Source organism: Hymenobacter plasmatis (genome assembly GCF_020711255.1).
GTDB lineage: Bacteria > Bacteroidota > Bacteroidia > Cytophagales > Hymenobacteraceae > Hymenobacter.
Map to the genome: position 1 here is coordinate 105,123 of NZ_JAJFAW010000017.1, position 17,766 is coordinate 122,888.

The 17,766-nt window shown below is 61.2% G+C and carries 15 protein-coding genes; 10 read left to right on the forward strand and 5 right to left on the reverse strand.

Annotated elements, in window-relative coordinates; genetic code table 11:
- The first annotated feature begins 12 nt into the window (after positions 1-12).
- Positions 13-255: a hypothetical protein gene (locus LJ738_RS13530; protein WP_227786929.1), complete on the forward strand. Its 243-nt coding sequence runs from the start codon at positions 13-15 to the stop codon at positions 253-255.
- A gap of 122 nt (positions 256-377) precedes the next feature.
- Complete coding sequence (locus tag LJ738_RS13535; RefSeq protein WP_227786931.1) at positions 378-797, forward strand: DoxX family protein; 420 nt, start codon at positions 378-380, stop codon at positions 795-797.
- A 186-nt stretch (positions 798-983) separates the two neighbouring features.
- On the opposite strand, the gene LJ738_RS13540 is transcribed toward LJ738_RS13535, so the two are convergent.
- Positions 984-1,883 carry a KGG domain-containing protein gene (locus LJ738_RS13540; protein ID WP_227786932.1) on the reverse strand — a complete coding sequence of 300 codons (900 nt, stop codon included), beginning with the start codon at positions 1,881-1,883 and terminating at the stop codon, positions 984-986.
- Between the two features lie 444 nt (positions 1,884-2,327).
- Positions 2,328-4,457, reverse strand: coding sequence for a sigma-54-dependent Fis family transcriptional regulator (locus LJ738_RS13545; RefSeq protein ID WP_227786934.1), 2,130 nt, complete (start codon positions 4,455-4,457; stop codon positions 2,328-2,330).
- Positions 4,458-4,714: 257 nt separating this feature from the next.
- Here LJ738_RS13545 and LJ738_RS13550 point away from each other — a divergent pair, with 257 nt between their 5' ends.
- The 4 genes from LJ738_RS13550 to LJ738_RS13565 all read left to right on the forward strand — a co-directional run bounded on the left by LJ738_RS13550 (position 4,715) and on the right by LJ738_RS13565 (position 9,519).
- The gene (locus LJ738_RS13550) at positions 4,715-6,049 is read left to right on the forward strand and encodes a TolC family protein (protein WP_227786936.1); all 1,335 of its coding nucleotides are present in this window, start codon (positions 4,715-4,717) and stop codon (positions 6,047-6,049) included.
- A gap of 151 nt (positions 6,050-6,200) precedes the next feature.
- Complete coding sequence (locus LJ738_RS13555; protein ID WP_227786938.1) at positions 6,201-6,650, forward strand: universal stress protein; 450 nt, start codon at positions 6,201-6,203, stop codon at positions 6,648-6,650.
- Positions 6,651-6,718: 68 nt separating this feature from the next.
- Positions 6,719-7,834, forward strand: a complete 1,116-nt coding sequence (locus tag LJ738_RS13560; protein WP_227786940.1) for an HlyD family secretion protein — start codon at positions 6,719-6,721, stop codon at positions 7,832-7,834.
- Between the two features lie 113 nt (positions 7,835-7,947).
- A complete protein-coding gene (locus LJ738_RS13565; protein WP_227786942.1) occupies positions 7,948-9,519 on the forward strand; it encodes a DHA2 family efflux MFS transporter permease subunit in 1,572 nt (523 codons plus the stop codon).
- A 124-nt stretch (positions 9,520-9,643) separates the two neighbouring features.
- On the opposite strand, the gene LJ738_RS13570 is transcribed toward LJ738_RS13565, so the two are convergent.
- From LJ738_RS13570 to LJ738_RS13580, 3 genes are all read right to left on the reverse strand, one after another.
- Positions 9,644-10,675, reverse strand: a complete 1,032-nt coding sequence (locus LJ738_RS13570) for a hypothetical protein (protein WP_317206803.1) — start codon at positions 10,673-10,675, stop codon at positions 9,644-9,646.
- A 193-nt stretch (positions 10,676-10,868) separates the two neighbouring features.
- A complete protein-coding gene (locus LJ738_RS13575) occupies positions 10,869-12,206 on the reverse strand; it encodes a TonB family protein (protein ID WP_227786944.1) in 1,338 nt (445 codons plus the stop codon).
- Between the two features lie 4 nt (positions 12,207-12,210).
- On the reverse strand, positions 12,211-12,618 hold the full coding sequence (locus tag LJ738_RS13580) for a BlaI/MecI/CopY family transcriptional regulator (protein ID WP_227786945.1): 408 nt from the start codon (positions 12,616-12,618) through the stop codon (positions 12,211-12,213).
- A 345-nt stretch (positions 12,619-12,963) separates the two neighbouring features.
- Here LJ738_RS13580 and LJ738_RS13585 point away from each other — a divergent pair, with 345 nt between their 5' ends.
- From LJ738_RS13585 to LJ738_RS13600, 4 genes are all read left to right on the forward strand, one after another.
- Entirely contained in the window at positions 12,964-13,776 is an 813-nt protein-coding gene (locus LJ738_RS13585) for a porin family protein (RefSeq protein WP_227786947.1), read from the forward strand.
- Between the two features lie 286 nt (positions 13,777-14,062).
- On the forward strand, positions 14,063-14,749 hold the full coding sequence (locus tag LJ738_RS13590) for an RNA polymerase sigma factor (RefSeq protein WP_227786949.1): 687 nt from the start codon (positions 14,063-14,065) through the stop codon (positions 14,747-14,749).
- Entirely contained in the window at positions 14,736-15,905 is a 1,170-nt protein-coding gene (locus LJ738_RS13595) for an energy transducer TonB (protein ID WP_227786950.1), read from the forward strand. Before LJ738_RS13590 ends, LJ738_RS13595 begins: the two co-directional genes overlap by 14 nt.
- Before the next feature lie 617 nt (positions 15,906-16,522).
- Positions 16,523-17,737, forward strand: coding sequence for a S8 family serine peptidase (locus LJ738_RS13600; RefSeq protein ID WP_227786952.1), 1,215 nt, complete (start codon positions 16,523-16,525; stop codon positions 17,735-17,737).
- Positions 17,738-17,766 lie beyond the last annotated feature (29 nt).

Consider the following 17,766-nt stretch of genomic DNA (forward strand, 5'->3'; position numbering starts at 1 on the left):
TACCTTGGCGGCATGAAAACCTTCTCCTTCTACTCGCTCCTGGTAGCGCCTTTGCTGATTCTTGCTCTACTGAGCAAATTGGGCTTGATAGACGCTACCGTGTTCACGGTTTTGCTCATGCTTTACGTGTTTGTCTACCATCCCACTATCGTTGGAAAGCGACTGCTGGCCAAGTACGTGATTGGGAAGAGTGAGTTCGCTAAGACCTATATTCCCCTGTGGAATATGCAGTATTACAGCGAGGCGTTTTCGTAACTGCAATGGTATGCTTGCCCGGCCATCGGGTAGCCGAGACGCCTTAGCCACCATTCCCTTTTACTGTCCGCACTCGCCTGCCCACCGTATAGCCAAGCTTTCGACTAACCACTCAGAAAGCCATGCTCAACCAAACGCACACGACAACTTGGCAAAACGTGGCCCGCGGGCTGCTGGGCTCCTTTATGGTAGTGGCCGGCACGGGGCACCTCACCTTTGCCCGGCAGGATTTTCAGGCCCAAGTGCCCGATTTTGTACCGCTGAACAAAGACACCGTGGTGCTGCTATCGGGGGTGGCCGAGATTGGGCTGGGGCTGGCGCTGCTGCTCGTAAAGCGGCGCCGGGTCGCAATGGGTCTGGGCCTAGCTGCGTTTTACGCGGCAGTGTTTCCCGGCAACGTGCACCAATACACCCACCATATTTCCGCCTTTGGCCTCGACACCGATGCCAAGCGGTTGGGCCGCTTGTTTTTCCAGCCCGTACTGATGGGCTGGGCCCTGTGGTCTACCGGCGCCTTGCAGGCCCTGCAACGGAAAAAGTAAGCCCCTTGTGGTACGCCTTGTAGAGTAGAGCCGCTTGGACCACACTTATAAGCAGCGCTTAAAAACCATCTTGTTTCCATAGCTACTTTCAAAACACAAAAGCCCGGAACGTCAGACGTTCCGGGCTTTTCCATGCTCGCAAGACCCCGCAGCAGTAGGCAGCAGTCCTAGCTAGCCGGCAGCATTCTACTGGCCATCGCCTTGGTCGGAGCCACGGCCGCCGTGGCTGGCGCGGCCGCCCATAGCTGCAATCTCGCGCTGGCGCTCGGGGTCCATGCCGGCGAAGCCCCGGCCGTTGCCCCGCTGCTCTTCCTCGCGGTCACGGACGCGGGTGCTGCCCCGCCGCTCATTCTCCCGGCCGCCGTGGCTGGCGCGGCCGCCCATGGCGGCGATTTCGCGCTGACGCTCGGGGTCCATGCTCGCGAAGCCGCGGCCGCCCCGCTGGTCTTCGTCGCGCTCGTCGTAGTCGCGGTTGCCGCCGCGGCTAGCCCGGCCGCCCATCGACGAAATCTCGCGTTGCCGGTCGCGGTCCATGCTGGCAAAACCGCGGCCACTACCGCGTTGGTCTTCGTCGCGCTCGTCGTAGTCCCGGTCGCGGTCCCGATTGTCGTTCTCGCGCTCGTCATAGTCGCGGTTACCGCCCTGACTAGCGCGGCCGCCCATGGCCGAGATTTCCCGCTGCCGGTCGCGGTCCATGCTGGCAAAACCGCGGCCACTGCCCCGCTGGTCTTCGTCGCGCTCGTCGTAGTCGCGGTTACCACCCTGGCTGGCCCGGCCGCCCATCGATGCAATCTCGCGTTGCCGCTCGGGGTCCATGCCGGCAAAGCCGCGCCCGACGCCGTGGGCACTCACGTAGCTGCGGTTGGCTTGCTTGCTTTGTGAACGGGCCTCCCTGGCATGGCCACGGGCCATCTGGGCGTGCATGGCGCTGCGCTCGGTGTTGCCTTCGTCGTAGCTGTCGGCGGCCGCATGGTGATGGCGGGCCGCCTCGCTGTGGTGGCTGGCAGCTTGGCGGTGGCTGTGGCTGGCTAGGCCGCCTTTACGGCCAGCTTCCTCGTGTTGGCTGGAATTTCCTCTGTTTGCCATAACGTTGAATAAATGAGAATGATAAATGGATGGGAATGACTCCATCAAGTTACGCATTGTTATTTAGGCAGTTATGGCCGAGGTCCTGCTAGCCTCAGCCCTTAGCAAGGAAAGCATAGCCCCGATTTAGGCATCGCATTTACAGAATCAGCGAGATAAAAGGCGATAACGCCGGGCTGTCCCACCGCAATTTTTTTTTACTTTTTTACCGTACCGAGAACGGTTAGTCAACAGTAAAATCCGTTTTGAGAAGGCGCGCTTTTTAAGGTTAACGGGAGCCGGAGCTGTGCACAGGCTACTGCACAAACGGCACGCGGAGGCATTGGTGTCTACAGTAAGCAAAGGCTAACAGCCTCGTCAAGTAGCAGCCCTTGGCGCCTAAGCCGCTTCCAGTGCATAAGGCTATCTGTACAGTAAGACGAGAGCACCGGCACAAGTGCCCCGCTAGCTCTCCAGGCCCACCGTGCGCCGAATACCCAGTTTTTTCATGCGGGCTTCCAGTGTTTTGGGGTTGATATCGAGCAGCAAGGCCGCTCCTTGCGCCCCGCTCACCCGGCCGCCGGTGCGCTGCAGGGCCGCCAAAATATGGTCTCGCTCCTGCTCGCGCAAGGTTTTGATAGGCGCGGAAGCCGGCGAGGCTCCAGCCACCGCCCCGGCCACCAGCGGCGCGGCGGCAAAGCCCGCAAACTCCAGAAACGGCCCCTGGCTGACGATGATGGCCTGCTCGAGCACGTGCTCCAGCTCGCGGATGTTGCCAGGCCAGCTATAGGCCTGCAGGGCGGCTAGGTCGGCGGGGCGCACCTGGCGCACGGGCTTGCCTAGGCGCTTGCTCAGTCGCTGTACGAAGTGGCGCAGCAGCGGCTCAATGTCTTCGCGCCGCTCGCGCAGCGGGGCCAGCTCAATGGGAAATACGTTGAGCCGGTAGTACAAATCGGCCCGGAAGCGACCGGCGGCTACTTCGTCGGCCAGCACGCGGTTGGTGGCCGCAATCACGCGGGCATCGGAGTGCAGCACCTTGGTGCCGCCCAGGCGCTCGAATTCCCGCTCCTGCAGCACACGCAGCAATTTGGCTTGCAGGTCGAGGGGCAGTTCGCCGATTTCGTCGAGGAAAATGCTGCCGCCGTTGGCCAGCTCAAATTTGCCGATGCGCCGCTCCACTGCGCCCGTGAAAGCGCCTTTCTCATGGCCAAACAGCTCACTTTCGATGAGTTGGGCTGGCAGGGCCGCGCAGTTGAGCTTGATGAGGGCGCGGGCGTGCCGGGGCGAGGCGTTGTGCAGCTCGCGGGCCACCAGCTCCTTGCCGGTGCCGGTTTCGCCCGATATCAGCACCGTCGTATCCGTCGGGGCCACCTGGCCGATGCGCCGCAGGGTTTGCTGCAGGGCCGGCCCACTGCCGATGAACGCACCCGAGTCGGCTCCGAAGCGAGCCGAGGTGTTGATTTCGTCCACCAGGTAGGTCCGCTCCTGTTCTACCTGGGCCTTGAGCTGCTCAATCTGCTCGAAGGCGAAGAGGTTTTCGAGCGCCAGCCCAATCTGGGGCACTAGGGCCAGCACCGTGGCCAGGTCCTCGGGCTGGAACGCGTCGGGCTCGGCGGCCGACAGCGTGAGTACGGCCGCGCCGTCGGGCCGCTGCCAGATGGGCGCCACCAGCAGCGCGCGGGTGTGATAGTGCTCGTACACGTAGCGCAGGCGCGGGTAGCGCACGGCCAGGGCCTTAAACTCGGGGCCGGAGTACACGGCCGCGGCCTGCAACAAGTCGGTGCTTTGCCGGTAGATGCTTTCACTATCGCGCAGGCCTTCGTCCTGGTCACGGTCGGGGTCGCGGGCTTCGAGCGGAGCGCCGGGCGCCGGGCGCGAGAACTCGGCAAAGGCCTGAAATACCTCGCCTTGCTCGGCCCGCTGCACCCGAATGCCGAAGTACTCGAACGGCACCACACGGCTCAATTCCTCGGCCACGGCCCGAAACAAGGGCTCGCGCTGCTTGATGCTGAGCAGGGCATTGTTGATGTTGAGCTGCAGGGTGCGCTGCTGCTCGCGGCGGGCCACTTCCTCAAACGCCAGCGTGTTGGCCACGGCCACGGCGATGAGCGAGCCGATTTTTTCCAGTAGCTTTTCGTCGGCCGGCGTGAGGTTGGGTGCCCGGCGCGAGGCCAGCGTGAGAAAGCCCGTGAGGTGGCCCCCGATGCGCAGCGGCACGGCTGTGAGCTGCCCAATATCCTGCTGCCGCATCCGCGCAAACGGCTCGTAGTCGGGGTAGGCGCCCATGTAGTCTTGCAGCGTGAGTTGCCGCACGCGGGGGTCGGCCACCAGTTGCTCGATGGGGGAATTGGCAATGGGCGTGAAATTGGCCATGCTGCCCGGCACGGCGGGCTGCGGGTCCTCGGCCCCGTAGTAGTCGCGCAGAAACAGGCGCTTGGTCTTCAGCTCGGCGTCGAACACGTTGATGCCGATGAGGTCGAAAGGGAAAATCAGCCGCAACTTGGTGGTGACCACCTTGAACAACGAGTCCTTATCGCGCATGGTCGCGATGGCTTCGTTGAGGTTTAGCAGCAGCGATTCGTCTTGGTCGGGCATGGGTATGAGCAGGGAGCTTGCTTGGCTAAAGCACTTGTGAATACCTCATTTTCCTGAAATAACAGGAACAAATTTACAGTAATTCCTAATATTTCAGGAAGACAGCCTTGTAGCCGCATTGTTTACCCGGAAGCAGATAAAACCGCAAGCGATTCATTATTATTAATTTACAGACTTATTAAAGCTCAAACACCTCATCAATACCCATTGGCACAGCATTAGGTAAGGGGGGCAGCGATACACACCTGCACTTTCTTATGTCTTCTCCTTTTTCATCACCAGCAGCCGTTGTCTTTGCGCTGGCTTTGCTGAGCGCTGGCTCGGCCGCTGCGCAGACTGCCCCGGCCGCCGATGTCATTTCTGATTCGCTGACGCTGGACGGCACCCTCCGCTCCGTGCTCGAAGCCAATCCGGGCGTGACCTCGCTCACCGAGCTGGCCAACGCGGCCAGCGGCCGCCTGGCCCAGACGCGCACCGGTTTCTTGCCCCAGATTACCGGCACCGCCACTTACACCCGCATCGACCCCGTAGTGAAGCTGCCCTTTGGCGGCGAAACGCTGCAGCTGGCGCCTAACAATAACTACGACGCCCACATCACGGCCCAGTACCTGCTGCTCGACTTTGGCAAAAGCGCCGCGACGGTAAAGGTGGCCGAGTCGCAGGTGCAAACCGCGCAGGACAACGTGAACGTGGCCCGGCGCGACCTGGCTTTCAACGCCGCGCAGGTGTACTACAACATCCTGTTTATGCGTGAGAGCATTAAGGTGCAGGATGCCCAGATTGCTTCGCTGCAGGCCCACCGCAACGAGATGGAGAAGCGGGTGCAGGGCGGCGTGAGCACGCGCTTCGACGTGACCACGACCGACGTGCGCATCACGCAGGCCCAAAACACGAAAATTGACCTGCAAAACCAGCTCCGCAACCAGCAGGTGCAGCTGGCGCGCTTGCTGCACAAGCCCACGCAGGCCGACATTCCGGTGAAGGGCCGCCTGGCCTTTCAGCCCCAGTCGGTGAATGTGGATGCCGAATTGACCAAGGCGTACGAGAACCGGCCGGAAATCAAGCTGGCCCGCGATGCTGAGAATACCGCCACCCTGCAGCAGCGCCTCGTAGAGCGCAGCAACATGCCCAGCCTGGGCATAGGGGCGCAGGTAGGTGCCAAAAACGGCTACCTGCCCGAGCTCAACCAAATCAAACCCAACACGGTGGGCGTGGTGCAGCTGTCAGTTCCTATCTACGACGGCAATAAGAACAAGAACCAGCGCGTGGAGGCCCTCGCCAACGCCCGCAGCGCAGTGGCCCGCACGCAGGACACGCAGGAGCAAATCCGCGCCGATGTGCGCCAAGCGGCCAACAACATGGAATTCAGCCAAGCCCGCTACGACAACGCCGAGCGGCAAATAGCGCAAGCCACCGACGCTCTCACCCGCGCCCGGGCCCGCTACCGCTACGATGTAGGCACCAACCTCGACGTACTCGACGCTGAAACCCAGCTGGCCCAGGCCCGCCTCGCCCGCGCCCAGGCCATTTACAACTACACCCTCGGTCAGTTCCAGCTCAAGCGCGCCACCGGCGAGCAGATTTGGCAATAAACGCTGAATTGAGCTAAAAAACCCGTCATGCTGAGCTTGTCGAAGCATCTCGCCCGCTTCGTTGAGCAAAGTTGATTACTGCTGCACGCGAGATGCTTCGACAAGCTCAGCATGACATCCTCCCCGATTACATCCAATACCCCACCCAGCAATGAACCTCTCCACCATCCTTTGTCCGCTCGATTTCTCGGCTGCGTCGTCGGGGCTGGTGGCGTATGCAGCGGCCTTGGCCGTGGCTACCGGGGCCGAGCTGCGGCTGCTGCACGTGTGCGAGCCGCAGGAAGACCTGGCGGGCCGGTTGCCTGGCGCCCCGGCTTCGGCCAGCCCCGTGCCCTGCATTGAGCGGCTGACGGGCTTTCGGGCCGATGCCGAGCAGGCCGGCGCGGCCCACGTGCACACCGGCATTGTGCAGGGCGAAGCCGCCTCCGAAATTATAGCCGAAGCCAGCCGGCAGAAAGCCGACTTAATTGTTATCGGAGCGCACGGCCAAACGGGCCTGACGCGCTTCCTGATGGGTAGCACCGCCGAAATCGTGCTGCGCACCGCCCCGTGCGCCACCCTGCTGGTGCGCGCCTCTCACCAACCAGAAAACGGGAAATAAGGGCCTGCTGCCCGCCCGCGCTTCTGCCTCCCCTTTTCCTTCAACACCGACACCTGATACTTACCAAGATGGCCCAGACTGAAATTACTCCCGCTGTGCAAAACGACCCCGCTCCGTACCCCAACGCGACCACTACCGACACCGGCGTGCCCATGGAGGAGCCCAAGCGGCGCAACCCGCTTATTATGATTGTGCTGGCGCTGATACTGCTGGGCGGCGCCTACTACGGCTGGACCCGCTACCAGTACGCCAAAGCCCACGAAAGCACCGACGACGCCCAGGTAGAAGGCGACGTGTACCCGATTCTGCCCCGCGTGGGCGGGCCGGTGCTCGAGGTGAAGGTGGAAGACAACCAACCCGTGAAAAAAGGCGACGTGCTGGTGACCCTGGACGCTGCCGACTACCAACAGCGCGTGAACGCCGCTGAAGCGGCCTTGGCAGCTGCTCGGGCACAGGTGGCCGCCGCTCGTGCCGGCGTGGCTACGGCTAGCGCCAACGTGCGCTCCGCCCAAACCAGCATCGGCGTAAGCGAGGCCAACCAGGCCAAGCTGCAGAAGGACCTCAAGCGCAGCACCTTTCTGCGCAAGCAGGATATCATTCCGCAGAGCGAGTACGATGCCGTGCAAGCCAACCTGCGCGCCACCAGCGCCCAGCGCGCCACCGCTTCCGAGCAGGTGGGCGTGGCCCGCCAGCAAGTAGCGGCGGCCCAGCAGCAGATTGCCGTGGCGCAGGCCGTGGTGAAGCAGCGCCAAGCCGACCTCGACAACGCCAAGCTGCAGCTGAGCTACACCACCATCGTGGCCCCTGGCAACGGTATTGTGAGCAAGAAAAATGTGCAACCCGGCCAGGTAGTATCCCCCGGCCAGCAGCTCATGGGCTTGGTAGCCAGCGAGAAAACCTGGGTTATCGCCAACTTCAAGGAAACCCAGCTGGAAGACATGAAAGTGGGCCAGCCCGTGAAACTTGAAGTAGATGCTTACCCTCACGAGGAGTTCCAGGGCCACGTCGAGTCGCTGTCGGCCGCTACCGGTGCCCGCTTTGCGCTGCTGCCCCCCGACAACGCCAGCGGCAACTTCGTGAAAGTAACCCAGCGCGTGCCCGTGAAAATTGCCATCGACAAAGTGGACCCCCAGCACCCGCTGCGCGCCGGCATGAGCGTAAATGCCACCGTGCAGGTGAAGTAAACAGGCTTCCTGTCCTGCTGACGAAGGAAGCATCTTCTCACGCCGGATTCGTTCAGCGGCGATAAGATGCTTCCTCCGCCAGCAGGACAGGAAAGCTATAATGATAGAAAAGAATGGAAACCGGATTTACCAAGTGGATTATCGTCATCACGGTGGTTCTCTGCTGCTTGCTGGAGTTGATTGACACCAGCATTGTGAACGTGGCCCTGACCCAGATGATGGGCAATCTCTCGGCTACGCAGCAGGAAGTGAGCTGGGTGGTGGCCTCCTACGGCATCGCCAACGTTATTGTCATCCCGATGACCGGCTTTCTGGCCGAGCAGTTTGGGCGGCGCAACTACTACTTCGTGTCGGTGCTCATCTTCACCATCGCCTCGATGGCCTGCGGCCAAAGCACCAACATTTGGGAGCTGGTGGCATTTCGCTTCATCCAGGGCATTGGCGGCGGCGCCTTGATGGCGACGTCGCAGTCTATTCTCATCGATACGTTCCCGCCCAAGCAGTTGCCGCTGGGCCAGGCCCTGTTTGGCATGGGCGTGATTATCGGCCCCACCATCGGCCCCACGCTCGGCGGCTACATCGTGGACAACTACGACTGGCCCTGGATTTTCTACGTGAACGTGCCGGTGGGCATCCTGGCCGCCATCTTTACCCTGCTGTTCATCCGCGACCCCGAGCGCATCAAAAACGCCATTCCGCGGCCGCTGCGGGAGATTGACTGGGCCGGTATTGGCCTCCTGATTCTGGGCGTAGGCTCGCTGCAGCTGGTGCTAGAGCAAGGCGAAACCGAGGACTGGTTCGACAGCACGTACATCATGTTCTTCACCGCGCTGTCGGTTATCGGCATCGTGGGCTTTATCTGGCGCGAGCTCACGGCCAAGCAGCCCATCGTGGACCTGCGCGTGCTGGGCAAGAGCCGCAACCTGGCCGTGGGCGCGTTCCTGTCGTTTGTACTGGGCTTTGGCCTGTTCGCGTCGGTGTTTGTGTTCCCCATCTTCACGCAGCGGATTCTGGGCTTCTCGGCCGCCCAAACGGGCTACCTGCTGCTGCCGGGCGCTCTGGCCTCGGGTTTCATGATGCCCATTATCGGCAAGGCGCTGCAAAACGGCGTGCCGCAGAAGTTCATGATTCCGGTAGGCTTCACCATCTTCTTCTTCTTCACGTTCTGGATAGCCTCGCGCATCTCGCCCACAGCCGGCGAAAGTGACTTTTTCTGGCCGCTTATCGTGCGCGGCGTGGGCCTGGGCCTGATTTTCCTGCCCATCACCACCATGAGCCTGGCCGGCCTGCAGGGCAAAGATGCAGGCCAGGCCGCGGGCCTTACCGGCATGATTCGCCAGCTCGGCGGCTCGTTTGGCGTGGCCATCGTGGGTACGTACCTGGAGCGCAGCATTGCCCAAAACCGGGTGGGGCTGCTGCCGCACATCTCGCTTTACGACCCCGCCACGGTGCAGCGCATCCAGGCCTTCACCCAGAACTTTATGTCGCGCGGCTTCCCACTGGAGCAGGCCCGCCAGCAGGCCTACGCCGCGCTGGAAGGCATTTTGATGAAGCAGGTATCCATTATCACCTACGCCCAGGTGTTTTCGGGCCTGGGGTTCTTCTTCCTGGGCTGCCTGCCGCTGGTGTTTCTCATCAAGCGCAACAAGCCCGGGGCGCTTGTCGACCTAAATGCGGCCCACTAATTGCTATAGCCTATGCTATGTGAGTTGATTAGGTGACGATTTGAATATGTTATGATTATAAAAAAGGGCTTCCTGCATTTAGCAGGAAGCCCTTTTTGTTTGGCCACTAGTGTCCGCAGTGTTGCTACTGGTACTGGATGTACAGCGGCTTGGGGTTGAGCTGGGCCAACACCTCGGGAGGCGTCATGATGTGGTGGGGAGCTGGGCGGGCGTCGTACTCGTAAAACAGCTTGAAGCCGGTGTACTGCACGGGCTCCGTCTGGATGTAGTCGTGGTACGAATCCTTTTTCAGGGTGGGCTCGCCGTGGCCGTCCATGTGCATCACAATCTGCACGCGCGGGTCGAGCTTGATGTTTTTGTAGTTCGTAATCATCTTCCGGGTGAAGCGGTGCACCGTCAGGACCTTGGGGGGCAGGTGGTTTTCGCTCACGATGCGGGCCAGGAAGCTCACGGCGAAGTTCACGTCCTTGGCATCGAGGGTGCCGATGCGCTGGTTGGGGCGCACGCCGGGCATGGTGGAGAGCGAAAACTCCGGGTCGATGCCGAGGTGGATGTCGGGCGACTTCAGGTACTGCTCCAGCTTGGGCAGCTCGGTCTGCAGGGTGCTATGGCCCGGCTGCACGTCCAGAAACAGGATGCACTTGTGTTCGCGGGCCCAGCTGATAACTTCTTCGATGGTGGCCTTGGAGTTCATCAGGCGCCATTTACCGTCTTTGCCGGGGGTGCCCTGCGCGGTGATGGTCACGTTGTGCAAAGCCGGCTGCACGGGAATGCTGGGGTCGGCGGCACGCCACTCATCCAGCACCTTCTCAAACTTGCGGAACATCTGCTCCTTAGGCTCGCGGCCCAGAATGCCCATGCCCTTCGAGCGAATGTTGCCATAGAAGGCCACAATGCGGTGGCCGGGCAGGATGGCGCCCGGCAGCTGCCCGCTCTTCTTCACAATAGAGTCGGCGCGGAGCGAATCGCGGCGCATGGCCACGGCCTTGAGTTGGGCTGAATCGAGGGGGGCAGCAGCCTTGGCTCCTGCCTCGCCGGGGACACCAGTGGCCGTGCCGGCCGGGGTTTCGCCCTCGGCGGGACGGGTTTGGCAAGAAGAAAAGCCAGCGGCAGCCAGCAAGCTCAACGATGCGGCCACCACAGCGTGGCGCGGCAAGAAGGAAAATAACACTGAATAAATTGGGCTAAGGGGTCGATACTACCCGCAAGTTAGCCCATTTTGAGCGGTTAATACTGAGGCTAACGCAGAAAGGCCTCGGCAAAGGCCGGGGCTTTTCGGGCGGTTTCTTCACTTGTTTGGCTGCGGGGAGCCTAGTTTTTCGTTTTGCCCTGCGGGGCTGAGTCAGTATTTATTTTGAGTTGGGGCTGCTGGTTACAAACTGAATGGGGTGCGTGAAACTGACGGCCACGGCTTTGCCATCTTGTTGGCCCGGAATGAAGCGGGGCAATTGCTGCACCGCTTTTACCACGGCCGCATCGTATTCAGCCGACAACCCTTTGATGATTCTTACATCCTTTACCTGCCCCTCTTTCGATACGATAAAGCCGACAAATACCCTCCCTTCTTTGCGGTCGGCGGGCGCTACGTTGGGGTACACCAGCTTGCTCTGAATGTAGTCCACAATGGCACGGTTGCCTCCGCCGCCAGGCAGTTGGGGCATGGTCTCAGCATAGGTATAAACCTTATCGGGTGATTGGGCCGAGGGCGCGTCCCGAACTTCGGCGGGCGGTGGGGGTGGAGGCGGCGTGCTTTCCTGCCGCGCTGAAGGGAGTTTAGCCGTGCGGGGAGGGCCCTGCTGAGCAGCCGTCTGACCGCTGGCAACGATGGTAACCAGGGCGGCCAGCAGCGGCAGCGCGAGCCACTGCTTCCAGCGAGAAATAGGGGACGTTTTCTGTATCATGGCAATGCGACGTAAGGTTTGGGAATGGGAAAAGGTGTGCGCAAGCGGGATGGAGAAACCGAGGCGGGTGGCCACTTGCCGGGCCAAAAGGTGAGCGTAGGAACGAGAAGATGAAAAAGCGGACGGCGCCGCCGAGTCGGCACGCAGGGCGGCTTCGTCGGCCAGAAACTCGTGGGTGAGGGCCAGCGCCCGGCCGCACAGGTACACGAAGGGGTTGAACCACAGTGCGGCGCGCAGCAGCTCCAGCAGCAGGCGGTCGTAGGTGTGGCCCTGGTGCACGTGGGCCAGCTCGTGGCTCAGCACCTGGTGGGCCTCGGTGGCGCTCAGCGGCAGGGTATCGTCCCAAAACACCACCCGGCCAAACGAACTGGTGGGCAGCAGGCCGTGGGTACGGGCCAGCGCATAGCCAGCGCCTTGCTCGCGGGGCAGCGCCCGGGTCTTGAGCCACAATTGGCCCAATTCCCAGCCCAACCGCCCCAGCACGAAGACCACCCCGGCCGCGTAAATTACACTGAGCCAAAATGCCCAGCCCAACTCCACCGCTTGGGCTGGCCCCGCCGGGCTTACCTGCACAGTGGGCAGCAAGACCGCCGCGGCCTTGGGCAACGCACCAAACGTGCCCTCGCCCCAGCCCGCTGGCCAGGCTACGGGCAGCAGCGGCAGGCCCGCCGCCAGCAGCGGCCCCAGCACCAGATACGCCCGGTTATAGGCAAAGCTGCGCTCCTGGCGCAGCGCCACACGGTAGCACAGCCACCACGCTCCTAGCAGCACTGTGCTGAGCAGCATCCAATTAAGCAGGCTGGTTGGGTTCATCGGAATCGGGGGTTTCGGGGTGGGATGCGTGGCGGAGCAGTTCGTCGAGCTGGGCCGCGTCGAGGTTTTCTTCCTTGGCGAAGAAGGAAACCAAGCGGCTGAAGGAGTTGCCGAAGTGACCGCCCAGCAGCTTGCGCAGCGAGAATCGGCGGTAGTCGTCCTGGGCCACCAGCACGAAGTAGCGGTGGGTGCGCCCGAAAGCTTCGTGGTCGACAAAGCCCTTGGTTTCCAGGATGCGGATGATGGTAGACACCGTATTGTAGGCCGGTGCAGGCGCTGGCAGCTCAGCCAGCACGTCCTTCACGAAGGAGGGGCCGCGGCGCCAGAGCACCTGCATGACCTGCTCTTCGGCACGGGTGAGTTCGGGAAAAGAAGAAGGGTCCATGAGGGTAAGTAAGAAGCAATGTTGCTGAGGTAACGCAAATATATAACTAATGTTTTAGTTTCAAGACTAATTTTTTAGTTATTCCTTTCAATTGGCGGCGCTCTACCCTTGCCCGCCGCTGGCAAGCATAATTCCGGGCCTGCTTTTGGTCGATTGTCTTTCCCTCCCAATGGGGAAACTCCCGCCGTTGGTCGGAATATCAAAAACGGGCAAAGGACTAGGCGCCGCAGCCGAGACGGTTTGGCACGGTTTTGTAATGTACCCTTTCATCGGCCCAGTAGCCGGGCGCTTCGCCTGGTTTGCCCAGGGGCTCGCTTCCTTCACACCTTCTCCAAGTTATTGGTTATGAAATTTTCACGCCTTTCGGGCGGCCTGGCCGCGGCTTGCCTTTTGATTTCTGCGGTTGCCAGTTCCGCTTCGGCTCAGGGGGCCCGCGATGCCTACGGCAACCCCAAAGCTGCTCCTTCGCCCCGGCCCATGGGTACTGTGCGTCGTGCCTCCGTTGGCTCCCAGCCCTCCTATTCGACTCCGGCCAGTAGCTCCACTTCCGGCGTTCGTTTCGGCTTCCGGGGCGGCCTGAACCTGTCCGACGTGCAGGGCGACGCCGTGAAAAGCTTTACCAACCTGGCCGGCTACGCTCCCGATGGCACTATCACGCGCCAGATGCGCCCTGGCTTCTATGCCGGCGTCTACGCCACGCTGCCCCTGGGCCCGAGCTTCGCCATTGAGCCCGGCGTTTCTTACTCCGAAAAAGGCACCGTGCTGCAAGGCAAAGTGCCCGTGCCGGCCCTCGACTTCTTGAATACCACCCTCACCGGTACCGCCCGCCTCGCTTACGTCGATGTGCCGGTGCTGGCCAAGGTGTTCGTTACGCCCGGCTTCTACCTGTATGCCGGCCCACAAGCCTCGTTCCTGGTCAGTGGCAAGGCCCGTGTGGAAGCTGGCGCGCTGGGTTTCACGGCCTACAAGCAGGACTTCGACATCTCCGACCAGATACGCAAGGTTGACTTTGCGGCCGTGGCCGGCTTGGGTTACCAGTTCGACATGGGCCTCGGCGTGAGCGCCGGCTACGACTATGGCCTGACGTCAATAGACTCCGGCAACCGTTTCGACGCCCAAAACCGGGTGATTAAAGTTGGGCTGAACTACTCTTTTTAAGTCCTTGGCTGACAGCGCCGCTGGCCTATAAGTTAAAAATATCGGTCGCCGAAATTCCACTATCTATGCTGATTATCAGCAATTACCGTCCGCTTGTATAGGTTCATTTATTGTTTGGGTTAATATTCGAAATAGCTTATAAAAAGCCCCGCCGCTGCAACGGTGGGGCTTTCTTGCGTTTTAACCTAGTTGCGTCACTAATCCCAGCAGGCTGCTGACACCTGAGGAGGCCGGTTTGCCAACAGGTGAGAGGAAAATTATTGCCTTCGCCTATCTTCCCATCACCATGTTCTTCCGCCGCTCCTCGTCTGCTGCCGCGCCTCCCTCCGACCAGGCGCTGCTGGCCCGCTACCGCGCGCTCGGCGACGTAGGCGACCTGGGCCTGCTCTACGACCGGTACCTGCCCGAAGCCTTCGCCGTGTGCCGCCGCTATCTCGCCCCGCCCGACGAAGACGCCCAGGATGCCGTGATGCAGCTCTTCGAGCACCTGGTGAAAGTATTGCGCACGCACGCCCCCGACAACTTTCCAGCCTGGCTGCACACGACAGCCCGAAACCATTGCCTGATGCAGCTGCGGGCCCGCAAGCGCGGCGGCCCCAGCGCCGGCCCGCTCATTCTTACGTTTCCGGATGCCGCGGATGTGGAAACCGCCGGGGCCCGGCATCTGCTTGAGCAGGACGCCACTGCCGAAGAAGCCGAAAACACCGAAGCGCGCCTGCAAAGCATGGAGGTGGCCCTGGCTCAACTTCCGGCCGCACAGCGCCGCTGCCTCGAATTATTTTACCTGGAAAAGAAGTGCTACCGTGACATTGCCACCGAAACCGGCCTGGAACTGAACCTGGTGCGGAGCCACCTCCAAAACGGCAAACGCATGCTGCGGCGCCAGCTCGACCCGCCCGCGCCGCCACCTGCTGCCGCTTCGCCTCCTTCTTCTGCTGCCACTCCTCAAAACCCGCTTCATGTCGCCCGCTGATTCGCCCTTTGCCCCGCTCCCCGCTCCCGGTCCCCACCCGGCCACGGCGGAGCTGCGCGCGTACGCGGCCGGCACCCTGCCCCCGGCCGAGCAGCACCGCATCGAGGCGCACGCCCTGGAATGCGAGCGCTGCGCCGAGCTGGTCGACGGCTTTTCCATGACCGATGCCGCCACCACCGACCAGGCCGTAGCCGCATTGCGCACCCGCCTGCAAGCCCGCACGCAGGTACCGGAGCCCGGCGCTGTTGGCACGCGCTGGGTTTGGCCGCGCCTGGCGGCCGCAGCGGTGCTGGTAGGCGCCGTAGCCGGTGGAATCTGGAGCTGGGAGCACAAGGCCAGCCCGACCATTGCCGCCCACGAGCAAACCGCTCCGCTCCCGCCCACCAGCCCAACTGCTCGCACCGAGGCCGCGACGGAGCTGCCCAGTGCACCACCGGCAGCCGAAGCCACCCCGCCCAAAGCACCAACAGCGACTGATTACGCGGCGGTGGCTCCAGCTCAGGCGCAGCGAGTGGCAAGTGAGCATCGGCCGGTACGCCGCTCGCACCGGTCTGCAGCTGCCTCGCAAAAGCGCCCAGCCGTGGCGAGCCGGGCAGCCCAACCCGGCAGGGCTTCGGCGCCCGCTCCGGCTGGCACCGATGAAACTGCTTCAAGTCAAGTGATTTCATCTGCCATGCCTGCGGCAGCTAGTAAGTCTTCCGTGTCATTAGCCCAGAATGATGAGGCGGCACGAGAAAGAGATACGCTTCCCGATTCCGTGGCGGCGCGGGGCTCGGCTATGGCTGGCCAACTGGCAAGAGCACTTTCACCAAGCACTAATGCGGCGATGGCTCGCGTAGCCGCAACCCCGATGCCCGCCGCGCTGGCCATTAAGCCTTCTCCTATGGGAGGCCAAGCGGCCCTGCACGACTACCTGCGCCGCGAAGCCGCGGCGTTTGAACCCGAGCCTAATGCCCCGCGCCTGAGTGGCACGGTGCGCCTGCAAATCGTGGTGGGAGCCGATGGAAAGGTGAGCAGCCTGAAGGTAGTCCGGGGCCTGCGCGCCGACTACGATGCCGAGGCACTGCGCATGGTGTGCGACGGCCCAGCCTGGCAACCCGGGGTTTCTGGCGGCCGGCGCGCCCCGCTTCCGGTAGAACTCACCGTCTCTTTTTAGCCCAAGAAGTACTTCTTTCCTGATAAAGTCGAAGCCACCCTGTGCCTACTGCACGGGTGGCTTTTTTATGCTCGTGATTTTTATTTTTCTTGCTTTTATACAATAAATATCGTAGTTTAGCTTATTTTTCAACAAGCAAATTATCACAATACCTAAATCTTTAACTAAGCAATTTTATACTGTCGAGATTTGCAATAAAATAAGTCTCAATGGTAGCCTAAGGGAAAAATGCAATTCTGATAGAATTAAGGGAATCTTAATGCTAACTCGCTAGTTTGGCACCCATTGAATAAAATGAATAATTAGGCTTTGCTCAAATTTTCTTGGAATAAGTCTTTTTTTATTCTTACATTCGTTTATTGTGATTGCAAATTTCCTGGTTGAGATGGTCATAATATGTTGCAGTTACGACCCGACTTTACCCGTACGCTGATTTATTTATTTCTTTAATCTAGTTTCTCAGAATGCAAAAACCGTATCTGAATACCCGCCTAGCTTCTTGGCTGTTGAGTGGCTCGCTGCTCGCCACAACTTCCTTTTTTGTGGGATGCTCACGAGACACAGTTGCTCCGTCAAGCTCGGCGGTAAGTCTAACCTCTGATTCAAAGGCCGACGACGTGATTCCCGGTCATTACATTGTGGTATTGAAAGACGGTGCGGTGGCTACCGCACCCTCCGATGACTACCAGGAGAAAGTAAAGAAAGTAAAAGCAGCAGCCCAGGGCTTGCTGAAAGGCAAAGGCCTTCGCCCGGATGCAGTAGGCGTCGCCTATGGCCACGTACTGAAGGGTTTCGCCGCTAGCCTCACGCCGCAGCAAGCAGCTGACCTGGCCCGCGATGGCCAAGTGAGCTACGTAGAGGCAGACCGCATTATCTCCTTGGGCAAGCCCCTGAAAGCCCCCAGAGGCACGGCCCCTGCACCAGCCCCTGCACCAGCACCAGCTCCCGCGCCAGCACCAGCTCCGGCACCCGCTCCTACTGACCCGACCCCGGCTCCGGCTCCGGCCCCGGCCCCGGTTCCTACTTACCCTGTTCCGGCTCCGACTGACCCCAACATTATTTATCAGCCTGTTCCTTATGGCGTGGCCCGGGTGGGCACGGGCGATGGCACGGGCAAAACCGCCTGGATTATCGACACGGGCATCGACCTGAGCCACCCCGACCTGAACGTGGATGCCACCCGCAGCCGCTCGTTCCTGACCACCGGAACCGACTACTATACTCCCCAGGATGCCAACGGCCACGGCACGCACGTAGCCGGCACCATTGGCGCCAAGAACAACTCCTTCGGCGTAGTTGGGGTAGCCGCTAATGCCACCGTAGTAGCCGTACGGGTGCTCGACGCCAACGGCAGCGGCTCCTCTTCGGATGTGATTGCCGGTATCGATTACGTGGCGGCCAACGGCAAGGCCGGCGACGTAGCCAACATGAGCCTCGGCGGTGGCCTTTCGCAGGCGCTTGATGATGCGGTGCTCAATGCTTCCAACAAGGGCATCCTCTTTGCCCTGGCTGCTGGCAACAGCGCCTTGGATGCCAACCAGAGCTCGCCCGGCCGCGTGAATGGCCCGAACATCTTCACCGTTTCGGCCATGGACCAGACCGACACCTGGGCGTACTTCTCGAATTACGGCAACCCGCCCATTGATGTGTGCATGCCCGGCTACAACATCTATTCTACTTATATCGGCGGTGGCTACGCCACGATGAGCGGCACCTCGATGGCCACGCCCCACATGGCCGGTGTGCTGCTGATGCGCGGCCGCAACTTCTCAACCAGCGGCACGGTGAAGAACGACCCGGACGGCAACGCCGACCCGATTGCGCACCTCTAAGCTGCTTCGGCTCTATTGCTAACAATGAA

Bases quoted from the DNA above. Each gene is read 5' to 3' on its own strand.
- LJ738_RS13530 (WP_227786929.1), top strand. From the start codon at position 13: ATGAAAACCTTCTCCTTCTACTCGCTCCTGGTAGCGCCTTTGCTGATT.
- LJ738_RS13535 (WP_227786931.1), top strand. From the start codon at position 378: ATGCTCAACCAAACGCACACGACAACTTGGCAAAACGTGGCCCGCGGG.
- LJ738_RS13540 (WP_227786932.1), bottom strand. From the start codon at position 1,883: ATGGCAAACAGAGGAAATTCCAGCCAACACGAGGAAGCTGGCCGTAAA.
- LJ738_RS13545 (WP_227786934.1), bottom strand. From the start codon at position 4,457: ATGCCCGACCAAGACGAATCGCTGCTGCTAAACCTCAACGAAGCCATC.
- LJ738_RS13550 (WP_227786936.1), top strand. From the start codon at position 4,715: ATGTCTTCTCCTTTTTCATCACCAGCAGCCGTTGTCTTTGCGCTGGCT.
- LJ738_RS13555 (WP_227786938.1), top strand. From the start codon at position 6,201: ATGAACCTCTCCACCATCCTTTGTCCGCTCGATTTCTCGGCTGCGTCG.
- LJ738_RS13560 (WP_227786940.1), top strand. From the start codon at position 6,719: ATGGCCCAGACTGAAATTACTCCCGCTGTGCAAAACGACCCCGCTCCG.
- LJ738_RS13565 (WP_227786942.1), top strand. From the start codon at position 7,948: ATGGAAACCGGATTTACCAAGTGGATTATCGTCATCACGGTGGTTCTC.
- LJ738_RS13575 (WP_227786944.1), bottom strand. From the start codon at position 12,206: ATGCTGCTCAGCACAGTGCTGCTAGGAGCGTGGTGGCTGTGCTACCGT.
- LJ738_RS13580 (WP_227786945.1), bottom strand. From the start codon at position 12,618: ATGGACCCTTCTTCTTTTCCCGAACTCACCCGTGCCGAAGAGCAGGTC.
- LJ738_RS13585 (WP_227786947.1), top strand. From the start codon at position 12,964: ATGAAATTTTCACGCCTTTCGGGCGGCCTGGCCGCGGCTTGCCTTTTG.
- LJ738_RS13590 (WP_227786949.1), top strand. From the start codon at position 14,063: ATGTTCTTCCGCCGCTCCTCGTCTGCTGCCGCGCCTCCCTCCGACCAG.
- LJ738_RS13595 (WP_227786950.1), top strand. From the start codon at position 14,736: ATGTCGCCCGCTGATTCGCCCTTTGCCCCGCTCCCCGCTCCCGGTCCC.